The 11,695-nt window shown below is 63.9% G+C and carries 11 protein-coding genes; 5 read left to right on the forward strand and 6 right to left on the reverse strand.

What is annotated here, in order from left to right:
• The first annotated feature begins 10 nt into the window (after positions 1 to 10).
• On the forward strand, positions 11 to 916 hold the full coding sequence (locus tag EH231_RS28490; RefSeq protein ID WP_090423977.1) for a LysR family transcriptional regulator: 906 nt from the start codon (positions 11 to 13) through the stop codon (positions 914 to 916).
• 26 nt (positions 917 to 942) lie between these two features.
• On the opposite strand, the gene EH231_RS28495 is transcribed toward EH231_RS28490, so the two are convergent.
• On the reverse strand, positions 943 to 1,533 hold the full coding sequence (locus EH231_RS28495; protein ID WP_124713788.1) for a sigma-70 family RNA polymerase sigma factor: 591 nt from the start codon (positions 1,531 to 1,533) through the stop codon (positions 943 to 945).
• A gap of 407 nt (positions 1,534 to 1,940) precedes the next feature.
• Here EH231_RS28495 and EH231_RS28500 point away from each other — a divergent pair, with 407 nt between their 5' ends.
• The 3 genes from EH231_RS28500 to EH231_RS28510 all read left to right on the forward strand — a co-directional run bounded on the left by EH231_RS28500 (position 1,941) and on the right by EH231_RS28510 (position 4,835).
• Positions 1,941 to 3,353 (forward strand): NCS2 family permease, encoded by a 1,413-nt coding sequence (locus tag EH231_RS28500; RefSeq protein ID WP_124713789.1) that lies wholly within the window; start codon positions 1,941 to 1,943, stop codon positions 3,351 to 3,353.
• A 35-nt stretch (positions 3,354 to 3,388) separates the two neighbouring features.
• Positions 3,389 to 4,351 carry a DUF808 domain-containing protein gene (locus EH231_RS28505; RefSeq protein WP_090423974.1) on the forward strand — a complete coding sequence of 321 codons (963 nt, stop codon included), beginning with the start codon at positions 3,389 to 3,391 and terminating at the stop codon, positions 4,349 to 4,351.
• Positions 4,352 to 4,631: 280 nt separating this feature from the next.
• Positions 4,632 to 4,835 carry a cold-shock protein gene (locus EH231_RS28510; protein ID WP_044515104.1) on the forward strand — a complete coding sequence of 68 codons (204 nt, stop codon included), beginning with the start codon at positions 4,632 to 4,634 and terminating at the stop codon, positions 4,833 to 4,835.
• 54 nt (positions 4,836 to 4,889) lie between these two features.
• Here the strand turns inward: EH231_RS28510 and EH231_RS28515 are convergent, their stop codons facing one another.
• The 5 genes from EH231_RS28515 to EH231_RS28535 all read right to left on the reverse strand — a co-directional run bounded on the left by EH231_RS28515 (position 4,890) and on the right by EH231_RS28535 (position 10,469).
• Complete coding sequence (locus tag EH231_RS28515; protein WP_124713790.1) at positions 4,890 to 5,396, reverse strand: DUF5994 family protein; 507 nt, start codon at positions 5,394 to 5,396, stop codon at positions 4,890 to 4,892.
• Positions 5,397 to 5,733: 337 nt separating this feature from the next.
• The gene (locus EH231_RS28520; RefSeq protein ID WP_090424784.1) at positions 5,734 to 6,360 is read right to left on the reverse strand and encodes a TetR/AcrR family transcriptional regulator; all 627 of its coding nucleotides are present in this window, start codon (positions 6,358 to 6,360) and stop codon (positions 5,734 to 5,736) included.
• A 5-nt stretch (positions 6,361 to 6,365) separates the two neighbouring features.
• A complete protein-coding gene (locus EH231_RS28525; protein ID WP_124713791.1) occupies positions 6,366 to 9,263 on the reverse strand; it encodes an MMPL/RND family transporter in 2,898 nt (965 codons plus the stop codon).
• The gene (locus EH231_RS28530; protein ID WP_090423971.1) at positions 9,260 to 9,688 is read right to left on the reverse strand and encodes an MmpS family transport accessory protein; all 429 of its coding nucleotides are present in this window, start codon (positions 9,686 to 9,688) and stop codon (positions 9,260 to 9,262) included. The genes EH231_RS28525 and EH231_RS28530 overlap by 4 nt, the downstream gene beginning before the upstream one ends.
• A gap of 112 nt (positions 9,689 to 9,800) precedes the next feature.
• Entirely contained in the window at positions 9,801 to 10,469 is a 669-nt protein-coding gene (locus EH231_RS28535; protein ID WP_124713792.1) for a TetR/AcrR family transcriptional regulator C-terminal domain-containing protein, read from the reverse strand.
• Between the two features lie 101 nt (positions 10,470 to 10,570).
• On the opposite strand from EH231_RS28535, the gene EH231_RS28540 reads away from it, so the two are divergent.
• Positions 10,571 to 11,635: an NAD(P)H-dependent amine dehydrogenase family protein gene (locus EH231_RS28540; protein ID WP_124713793.1), complete on the forward strand. Its 1,065-nt coding sequence runs from the start codon at positions 10,571 to 10,573 to the stop codon at positions 11,633 to 11,635.
• The last annotated feature ends 60 nt before the right edge of the window (positions 11,636 to 11,695 follow it).

An 11,695-nucleotide genomic window follows, 5' to 3' on the forward strand; every position in this document is an offset into this window, starting at 1 on the left:
GGTTTTATTGATGTCTGATGCCACACTTCGCCAGCTCGAATACTTCATTGCGGCCGTTGAGGAAGGTTCGGTCACCGCTGCCGCCCAACGCCTGCATCTGTCACAGTCAGCGCTGTCAATGGCACTGGGCGAGTTGGAAAGAGCCCTCGGAGTGCAGGTACTGGTCCGGCATCGGCGCGGAGTGCGCCCCACCAGAATCGGCGAACAAGTCCTCGTCGACGCCCGCCGGCTCCTGGTGGATCTGGCCGACCTTCAGACCTCGGCGCGCGAGAGCCAGCACGGACTCACCGGGCGATTGATGGTGGGCTGCTACAGCACCTTGTCGCCAATGCTGCTCCCGCCGGTACTCAGCGAGTACGTCGTGCGCTTCCCCGGTGTCGACCTCACGTTCACCGAGGGCCCGCACGACGTGCTCATCGACAACCTGCGTAACGGCACCCTCGACCTGGCGCTGCTCTACGACTACGGATCAGATCTTTCGGCCCACCGTGACGACCTGGACACCGAAGTCATCGTGGCGGCGCCGCCGTATGTCCTACTACACGAAGAACATCCGCTCGCCGTACACGATTCGGTGGCACTGAAACAGTTGGTCGATCACCCGATGATCCTGTTCAGTCTGCCGCCGGGCGGAGACTACTTCTTGTCCTTGTTCAAGGCGGAGGGTCTGCAACCGCGGGTCCGGTACCGTGCGACGAACTTCGAGCTCGTCCGCTCGCTCGTCGCTCGACGCCTCGGCTACTCCATCCTCAGCCAACGCACCAAGATCTCCGTGAGTTACGAGGGCCGCGGCTTCACAACGAGACCGCTGAAAGGCGACCATCCCGGCCTTGCGATCAATGCGGTGACACTCGCGGGCGCCAAGCTCACCCGGCCGGCCGCCGCGTTCATCGAGACCTGCCGCGCGGTGAATTGACTGCACCAAGGCCCGCTGTCCGCGAATCAGGCTGCGGTGCAGGGCAGTCGGTTGCTGACATACCCGCCCGCCACGTCGGCGTCAACCAGCCGGGCACGAAGATTTCGCCGCCCCCGGTGCAGTCGCGACATCACCGTCCCCACCGGAATCTGCAGGATCTCCGCAATCTCCTTGTAGCGGAATCCTTCAACGTCGGCGTAGTACACGACGATGCCCTGCGATTCCGGCAACGCCCGCATGGCCTGACGCACGTCGTCATCGCCCATCGATTCCAGCGCCGCGAGTTCGGCCGAGACCACGCCGAGCGGGAACCGCTGCGCCACCTCCGCGAGTTGCCCATCCGTGAGTTCGTCGGCGAAGACCTCCTGTGGTCGCCGCTGCGCTGTGCGGTACGAGTTGATCCACGTGTTCGTCAGAATCCGGAACAGCCAGGCACGGATGTTCGTGCCGTCACGGTAAGTGTGAAAACTGCTGTACGCCTTGACCATTGTCTCCTGGACGAGGTCCTCGGCGTCCGGCACATTGCGCGTGTAGCGACGCGCGGCCGCGAAGAGCTGGTCCACCAGCGGCAATGCATCGCGCTCGAATCGTTCCGAAAGACAACCGTCAACACTCATGTGCGTATCCGTGCTCATCGGCATGGCCCCCGCTCCTGCCACTGCTCATATCGCTGGCCTCAAACACTTCGCGACTCGAAACTATCCGGCGCCGCGACCAACCCCCAGGGGGATTACCCCCAGGTTCGGGGCGGTTTTCCACACCCCCGTGCTCACGCCGAACTGTCATGCACGCAGCATGGCACCTCAACCCAAGTTGAGGTCAAACGATTTTTCGCCGCCAATCTCTTTGCGGCTGTTGCGTTTGCGCACCTCGATATTGACTGAAGTGCAAAAGGCTCCGACAGCGGTGGGCGCGACCGGCATGCCGCGCGACGGGATCGAACCGGCTCCTCGCGGCATGGGCTACGCCGGTCATCGGCGATACGCCGGGAAACCGGGCCGATCTCGCCTTAGGCTCATCGCTTATGAATCGAGTCGATCGCTTCTTCGAGATCTCGACCCGTGGCTCAACGGTTCTCTCCGAGATCCGCGGAGGCGTGGTCACCTTCATCGCGATGGCCTACATCATCGTGCTGAACCCGGTCGTCCTCTCCGGCTCCGCCGACGTCGCGGGAAACAAGCTGCAGTTCGCCCAAGTCTCGGCCACCACGTGTCTGGCGGCGGGCGTGATGACCATCCTGTTCGGGATCATCGCGCGGCTGCCGTTCGCTTTCGCCGCGGGGCTGGGCATCAACTCGTTCTTGGCCACCACGGTGGTGGGCACGGTCACCTGGCCCGAGGCCATGGGCCTGGTGGTCATCGATGGCCTGATCATCGTGGCGCTGGCGGCCAGTGGGTTCCGCCGCCTGGTGTTCGACGCTGTCCCCATGCAGCTGAAGCTCGCGATCACCGCGGGCATCGGCTTGTTCATCTTGTTCATCGGATTGGTCGACGCCGGATTCGTCGGCTCGACCGGCCTGCCCTCTCCCCCGGTTGGGCTGGGCACGGGCGGCGTCGGCTCGATCAACACCGTGCCGACGGTGGTCTTCGTATTCACCCTGCTGGTCACCGGCATCCTGGTGGCCCGCAAAGTCCGCGGCGGCATCCTGATCGGCCTTGTCACCGGCACTGTGGTGGCCGTCATCGTCGAAGCGATCTGGCACCTCGGATCGGCGCAGGACAAGCACGGCGGGTGGGGCTTGTCCGTACCGACCCTGTCCGGCTCACCGTTCGCACTGCCGGACCTGTCCCTCGTCGGCGACGTCAGCCTGGGCGCCTTCAGCCGGATCGGCGCGCTGGCCGCGATCATGCTGGTGTTCACCTTGGTGTTCGCCAACTTCTTCGACGCCATGGGGACCATGACCGGGCTGTCCCGAGAAGCCGGGTTGTCCGACTCACAGGGCAACTTTCCGCGGCTGAAATCGGCACTGATCGTCGAAGGCGCCGGTGCGGTCGTCGGCGGCACCTCATCGGCGTCGTCGAACACCGTCTTCATCGAATCCGGGGCCGGCATCGAGGAGGGCTCCCGCACCGGGTTCGCCAACCTCATCACCGGTGCGCTGTTCCTGGCAGCCATGTTCGTCGCCCCGCTGGCCTCGATCGTGCCGACCGAGGTCGCCGCCGCGGCCCTGGTGATCGTCGGCGCCATGATGGTGTCGCAACTACGCCACATCGATCTCTCCGAGTTCTCGGTGGCCCTGCCCGTGGTGCTCACCGTGGCCACCATGGCGTTCAGTTATTCGATCGCCAACGGCATCGGCGTCGGCTTCGTGGCCTGGGCGGTATTGCGGTCGGCCGCGGGCAAGGCCCGTGAGGTCAGCCCGCTGCTGTGGATCGTGGCAGCCGGGTTCATCCTCTACTTCGCCCGCGGCTGGATCGAGTCACTCATCGGCATGTAGCGGCCGGTAGCCTTCTCGGTCATGGGGATGAATCCGTGAGCGCCGGCCTGTTCGGTTTGCTCGACGACATTGCCGCCCTGGCGCGGCTGGCGGCGGCATCTATCGACGACATCGGTGCGGCCACCGGGAAGGCCACCGCCAAGGCCGCCGGTGTGGTGATCGACGACACCGCGGTGACGCCGCAGTACGTCCACGGCATCACCGCTGATCGTGAGCTGCCGGTCATCAAGCGCATCGCGATCGGCTCGCTCCGCAACAAGATCCTGTTCATCCTGCCCGCGGCGTTGCTGCTCAGTCAGTTCGCGCCGTTCTTGCTGACGCCGATCCTGATGCTGGGCGCGACGTACCTCTGTTTCGAAGGCGCCGAGAAGGTATGGGGACGGTTCATCGGCCACGGCGGACACGACGCCGACGGCCAGCCGACCACGGCGGTCGGCGGCGATGCCGAGAAGTACATGATCACCGGCGCGATCCGAACGGACTTCATCCTGTCGGCCGAGATCATGGTGATCGCGCTGAACGAAGTGGCCGATCAGACGTTCTGGCCACGACTGATCATCCTGGTGATCGTCGCGCTCGTGATCACCGCCGCGGTCTACGGCGTGGTGGCCGGCATCGTGAAGATGGACGACATCGGTCTGCTGCTGGCGCAGCGCTCGTCACAGGTGGCGCAGAAGATCGGTCGCGGCCTGGTCGCCGGGATGCCCAAGCTGCTGTCCGCCCTGTCCACCATCGGCACGGTCGCGATGCTGTGGGTCGGTGGGCACATCCTGCTCGTGGGCACTGACACCCTTGGCTGGCACACGCTCTACGGCCTGGTCCACCACGCCGAGGAGGCCGTGCGCCATGCGACCGGCAGCACGTTCGGCGGCCTGCTGGCCTGGCTGACGAACACCGCCGCGTCGGCCGTCATCGGTCTGGTGGTCGGCACCGTGGTCGTGGGGATCATGCACGTGCTGCCGTTCGGCAAGAAGGAGAAGCACGACGCTTCTGCGTGATACCCCGCCCGCGAGCGACAAAAGTGACACATGTGACTCACTGCCGGGAGGCCTCGACGACAACGGCGCACACCGGCGCAGTGAAAGTATCTGCAGTAGAGACGATTCGGCCACACTCGTTGTGGCGCAGCGCAGCAGCGGGCCACCCACCCGTGATCGGGCGCCGTATCGCTGAAAATTCGCCGGGGCAAATACTTTTTAGGTCAATACGTTTCGACGTGCCATACTGGGAGTGGACGCGTTTCGTACGTCCAGTTTGAACAATGAGAGAAGCAAAAATATGGCACAGGGAACTGTGAAATGGTTCAACGGCGAAAAGGGCTTCGGCTTCATCGCTCCTGACGGCGGCGCACCGGACGTTTTCGTCCACTACTCCGAAATCACCGGCGGTGGTTTCCGGTCGCTCGAAGAGAACCAGCGTGTGGAGTTCGAGATCACCCAGGGAGCCAAGGGCCCCCAGGCAGTGGGAGTCACCGCGATCTAATCGCCCCAGACCTGATGGTGGACCGGTACGGATGAATTCCGTACCGGTCCATTTTCATTTCACCTGGGCGTTTTCCGCGGGGTCCTGCAGATTGCCCAACCACCTCGCCGATTCGATCTGAGCGACCTGCAGCACACGATCTGCCGTGTCGAAGAGGGGGGTGAGCCGCGCCGCCTCTTCCACGGGCATCGCCGCGGCACAACGCATCACCAGCCCGCCGAGAGCGACCGACGTCTTGCACGGGACGACAAGGAGTTTCACGCACGCGTCGCGTCCCGCGACCATCATCAAGCGCGGCCGGCTGACCTTCATCCCAGCCGGTCCCCGAGTGCCGGTCACGATCGAGTCCAGGTCGAGCTGCCCCTCAGCGGCTGACCAATTGACACGAATATCAACGACTTCCCCGAGCGAGCGATGCAGGACCCCGACCAGTTCTGGCAGTTCGTTCGCTACCGAACCGGTGTGCGGCCACCAGGCTCCGTCAATATCGGCGCCCAGTTGCCTGGCGAGGGTGAGCCGGACGGGACTCGCCAGTCGCCGGGTCCCGTTGAGGCCGTTCACGACGACTGCGCATCGGCACGAGGCACAGGCCGATCCGAGGGCTGGTCCGAGAAAACCAACTCCGACGGCGGTTCAATCGGGCCCTCGGCATCCGGCATCGGTTCTTGCTGCTCAGGGTGTGAGAACAGTGCGGACGATTCCATGAGAGTGTCCTTGAGAGGTGCGGCACTACCGCACTGGTATTGGATAGCAAGCGATGGTTAATCACCGGCTGACGGTTCAACATCGCAAGTCGTGGCTGTCATACGCCACGGCTGACCAACTGATGTATCCGGCCTGGTACCAAATCTACACCCGATGAACGGCGTCCCGACGACCTAGTACCTCAGCGCAGTCGTCACTGGCCGCGCACCGCGGGCAGGATCAACGTGTCGATGACATCCCGGATGAACTTCGCGTCGATGCTCTGCCCGCTGATCACCCGCATCAGAGACATCCCGGTCATCACGTCGGCGACCAGCGACCAGTCCCGGTCAGGTGCCACCTCGCCGCGTGCGGCAGCCTGCTGCAGAATGGCATTCACCACCCGCCTGCCCTTGAGCAGCATCAGATCGTCGAGGGCCGAGGCCAAGTGCGGATCATGGGTGGCCTCGACCGCGGCCCGCAGCACCAGATCGTAGGAGAAGTGCTCTTCATCGTTGCGCACCGCACGACGCACGATTTCGTCGAAATCACCTTCCAGGCTGCCGGTGTCGGGCGCGTCATCATCGAGCAGGTCAGGCCGCCAGTACACCAGCGCATCGGTGATCAGCGCCGCTTTCGATGACCAGCGGCGGTAGATCGCCGCCTTCCCCACACCTGCTCGCGCGGCGATGTCGTTCATGTTGGTGTTGACGTAGCCGTTCTCGGCCAGCGCAGCCAGCGTCGCGTTGAGGATGGCCGCGTCCCGAGTCCGGTCCAGGCGACCATCGGTACGCCGGCGCAGCTTGGATCCTGCGTCGGGTGGATCGTCACACTCCGCCATCACGGTCAGACCGAAGTCGTCTGGATGGGCGCCGTTGTGTCAGTGTCCTTGCCGGTGTCGCCGCCCAGCTTCCGTTCGCGATCGAGGCGGCCCTGCCGGGTGATCTCAAAGGTGTTGAGCGGCCACCAGAACCAGCGGCCCAGCGCCGCGGCAATCGATGGGGTCATGAACGAGCGCACGATCAACGTATCGACGACCAGACCGATACCGATCGTCGTACCCAGTTGGCCGATCACCCGCAGGTCGCTGACGATCATCGACGCCATGGTGAAGGCGAACACGAGCCCGGCGGCGGTGACGACGCGTCCGGTGGCCCCCACGGCGCGGATGATGCCCGTGTTGAGCCCGGCGTGTATCTCCTCCCGGAGGCGGGAGACCACAAGCAGGTTGTAGTCCGAACCCACCGCCAGCAGGATCACCATCGACAACGGGATCACGATCCACTGCACGCCCAGGCCCAGGATGTCCTGCCACAGCAGCACCGACAGACCACATGCGGTGCCAAGAGATGCGGCCACCGTGCCGACGATCACCAAGGCGGCCACCACACTTCGCGTGATGATCAGCATGATCGCGAAGATCAGGATCATCGACGCGATGATCGCGATCATCAGGTCGGTCTTGACTCCGTCCTGCATGTCGGCGTACATCGATGCGGTGCCGGCCAGCGACACCTTCGCATTGGCCAGCGGAGTGCCCTTGACCGCGTCGGCCACAACGTCTTTGAGGTCGCGCACGTGGGCGATACCCTCGACCGAGGCCGGGTCACCCTGGTGGGTGATGATGTAGCGGACGGCGTGACCATCCGGCGACACGAACATCTTCAATCCCCGCTCGAAGTCGGGGTTCTGGAACACATCCGGTGGCAGGTAGAAGAAGTCGTCGTTCTTGGCCTGGTCGAAGTACAGACCGATCTCGGTGGCGCCCTTGGCCAGTTCCTGCTGCTGAGCCTGAGTACCGGCCATCGTGCTATGGGTGGCGATCATGAAGTCGCGCATCCTCGACATCGAGTCGATGGTGGACCTCAGCACCGGCAGCATCTGCGGCATCAGCTGATCCATGCGGTCCATATCGATTGTCAGACCCTGCATTTCGTCAGTGAGCTTGTCGATGCCGTCCAGGGTGTCGAAGATGGACCGCATCGACTGGCAGATCGGGATGTCGAAGCAGTGCGGCTCCCAGTACAGGTAGTTGCGCAGCGGCCGGAAGAAATCGTCGAAATTGGCCAGATTGTCGCGCATCTCCTGGGTGGCTTCCACCATGTCGTGCGTGCGCCCGACCATGCTGTGCGTGGTCGCGGTCAGCTCGGACATCAGGGTGTACATGCGTTCCATGCTGGCGACGGTCTGGCCCATCTCGTCGGCCTGCTCAAGCATCTGCGCCGAGTTGTCGTTGTTGAACTTGGCCCCCTGCAGCGTCCCGGCATTCTGCGCGCCGAGCAGGAACGGGATGGAGCTGTGCTCGATGGGCGAGCCCAGCGGACGGGTGATGGTTTGCACCCGCTCGATACCCCGCATGTGCACCACGCCCTTGGCGACCCGGTCGATGACCAGCATGTCGGCCGGGTTCCGGAGGTCATGGTCGGCTTCGAGCATCAACAGTTCGGGATTCATCCGGGCCTGCGAGAAGTGCCGGTCGGCGACTCCCATGGCGAGGTTGGCCGGCATGTCGGCCGGGGTGAACTTCTGATCGTTGTACTGCGGCACGTACGTCAGCAGGCTGACGAAGCCGATGATGGCAATCAGGCTGGTGACGAAGATGATCGGGATGGGCCAGCGCACGACGGACGTACCGACCTTGCGCCAGCCCCTCGTGGAGAGCTCCCGCTTGGGGTCGAGCAGACCGAACTTCGACGCGACGGTCAACACGGCCGGGGCCAGCGTCAGGGCGGCCGCGATGATCACCAGGATCGCGATCGCGCACGGCAGACCCATGGTCTGGAAATACGGCAGCGTAGTCATGGTGAGGCACATGCATGCACCCGCGATGGTCAACCCCGAACCCAGGATGACGTGGGAGACACCGTGGTACGCGACGTAGAACGCGTCTTCTCTCTCCAGGCCCTTCGATCTCTCCTCGTGATATCGGCCGAGCAGGAAGATCACGTAATCCGTTCCCGCGGCCAGGGACAGCATGGTCACCATGCTGACCGCATACGGGGTCAGGCCGATGATGTTCACATAACCCGCTGCTGCGGTAACACCCTGTGCGGCAAAGAGTTCCAGGCCGATGATCACCATCGACACCAGCATCGTCACGATGGACCGGTAGATGAACAGCAGCATCACGATGATGACGGCGACCGAGACCAACTCCATCGTCGCCATGCTTTGATGCCCGGCAACCTGGGTGTCGGCGTTGAGCACGGTGTTTCCGGCGACGTGCGCCTTGATACCCGGAGGTGAGGGCACCGAGGCGACGATGTCGCGCACCGCGGCCACCGACTCGTGGCTGGCGCTGGTGCCCTGGGAGCCGTTGAGGAAGATCTGCACATAGGCCGACTTGCCGTCGACGCTCTGCGATCCAGCCGCCGTCAGCGGATCGCTCCAGAAGTCCTGGACGTTCTGCACGTGCTCGCGATCGGCCTCGAGTTTGTCGACGATCTGGTCGTAGAACTTGTGCGCCTCGTCGCCGAGCTTGTCGTCACCCTCCAGCACGACCATTGCCGAGGAGTCGGAGTCGTATTGCTGAAACACCTTGCCGATGTTCAGCATCCCCTGATACGACGCGGAATTCGTCGGGCTGAGCGGCACCTGGCGGGCTTCCGCGACCTTGTCCAGCGATGGAACCAGCGTGCCCAGCGCGACCACCACAAGCACCCAGAACAGGACGATCGGCAGCGAGAAGATCCGGACCATGTGGCCGATGAACGGCCGATGGGGCTTCGAGTGCGAGTTGCTCATACGGATTTCACCAAGCAGTAGATGAACGGTTTGACGGTGTCGTTGCTCGCCCGGTCGTCGCGGACCTCGCCGTCGACGGTCACCCGGCACCGAAGACCACTGACATCACGATCTCCCTGGGCCATGATGTTGGCCGACATCGAGGGCAGCGTCGTCACAATCGTGAACGACCAAGGTAATGGGGTGTTCTCGATGAGATGGGGCTGACCGTTCTCATCGAGGTAGTTGAGGTTCGCGGTTCCACCGGAACCGGTGACCTCGTAGGTGATGTGCTTCGGATTGAAGTTCGCGGTGATACCGGAGCCATCTGCGGCCCTCGGTTCGTGATGGTTGGAGTCACGAATCCGAAGAATCGCGTACGCGCCCAGAGCGACGACCACCACCAGCACCAGCGGTATCCACGCTTTTTTGAGCAACCGGAACACCGTTGCGCCTCCCCGACGTGCTATTCGCCAATTTACCCAGACGGAACTCGAGTTCCGCCTAAGAGGATGCTGAGTACTGTACTCGAGCCGGACCCTGGCGACGACCCGGTGCCTATCTGGCCAGGAAACGCTCGAGCCCGGCGATCACGATGTCGAGGTTGAAGTCGAAGTCCTGGGCGGCGCTCGCGCCGATGTCACGATCGGCGACCACACCACTGAGCAGTGGGAAGTCACTGGACGGAAGGTCTTTCAGGGCGCGCACCACTTCAGGTGTCTGGTGGTGCAGCCGCGACTCCGCCGAACTCAGCACGTCGTGCGCGGCCGACATCGCGAGGCCGGAGACCAGGGTGAGCACCCGCCCGGCGTCGTCGGTACCGAATCCACCATCGGCCAGGGCCCGCAGCACCTGCTCGGCCAGCGCGAGACTGGCCGCCCCACTCGTCCCACGCAGCCGGAAGCTCGTCGCCGTCACACCGAGTTTGAGCACACCATTACGGATGGCGTTGCCATAGGCACGCAGGATCTCCTGCCAGCTTGCCCCCTCGGGCAGCTTGATCGAGCGCAGCTCCGTCTCGAACAGATCGGCCACCACCAGCTCGAGCAGACCGTCACGGTCGCCGACGTAGTAGTGCAGCGTGGTGCGGTCCACCCCGAGCTCATCGGCCACCGCCTGCATCGTCAACGCGCCCGGCGCAATGGCGCGCGCCGCGGCGACGATCCGCTTCTGATCGATGCGCGGTGGCCGGCCCCGCCCTCGGCGCGGCGCGTTTCCGGTGGTCACAACACAAATTCTAGTTGTTCCGACCGCCGTCTTCGGACCACTCTTCCTTTTTTCTCACGGTCGTGGAAAACTGCCCGGAACCGAGCAAGGGAGCCGCTGCGATGTCACAAACTTCTCCATACCGGGTTGTCCAGTGGACGACGGGAAACGTCGGAAAGAGTTCGGTGGCGGCCATCGCCCGTAACCCGACCCTGGAACTGGTCGGCTGCTATGCGTGGTCACCGGACAAAGCCGGCAAGGATGTCGGGGAGCTCGTCGGAATCGAGCCCCTCGGGGTCGCCGCCACCAACGACGTGCAGGCGCTGCTTGCTCTCAAACCGGACGTCGTGGTCTACAACCCGATGTGGATCGACGTTGACGAACTCGTCGAAATCCTTTCCGCCGGAGTCAATGTCGTCGCAACCGCATCATTTATCACCGGGCACAATCAAGGCGACGGCCGGGACCGGATCGCTGAGGCCTGCCGCAAGGGCGGGTCGACCATGTTCGGATCGGGCATCAGCCCGGGCTACGTCAACCAGCTGGCGATCGTGGCGGCCGGCATCTGCGACCGCGTGGACAAGATCACGGTCAACGAGGCCGCCGACACCACGTTCTACGATTCGCCGGAAACCGAGAAACCGGTCGGTTTCGGTCAGCCCATCGATCATCCCGACCTGCAGGCCATGACCGCTCACGGCACCGGGGTCTTCGGCGAGGCGGTGCGGATGATCGGTGACGCGCTCGGCATCGAGTTCGACGAGGTCCGCTGCGACGCCGAATACGCCCAGACCACAGAGGACCTCGACCTCGGCTCGTGGACGATCCCGGCGGGCGGCGTGGCTGGGGTGTTCGTCAGCTGGAAGGGCCTCGTCGGAGATACCACACGCGTCGAACTCACCCTGCGCTGGCGCAAAGGCCAGACGCTGCAACCGGATTGGCAGATCGATCAGGACGGCTGGGTGATCGAGGTGGCCGGTCGCCCGACGGTGACGATGAAGGTCGGCTTCCTGCCGCCACCGGACTTCGAGGCCACCACGCTCGAGGAGTTCATGGTGCTGGGACACATCATGACCGCGATTCCCCCGATCAACGCGATACCGGCGGTGGTCGACGCCGCACCCGGCATCGTCACCTACAACGATCTCCCGCTGGTCCTGCCGCGTGGAGTGGTGCCGAAGGACTAGGCACGAGCTACACATACCAGCAGTCACGGGGCATCTCTTTTCACTCGGGCCGGTCAGCAT

Source organism: Mycolicibacterium nivoides, assembly GCF_003855255.1.
Classification (GTDB): domain Bacteria; phylum Actinomycetota; class Actinomycetes; order Mycobacteriales; family Mycobacteriaceae; genus Mycobacterium; species Mycobacterium nivoides.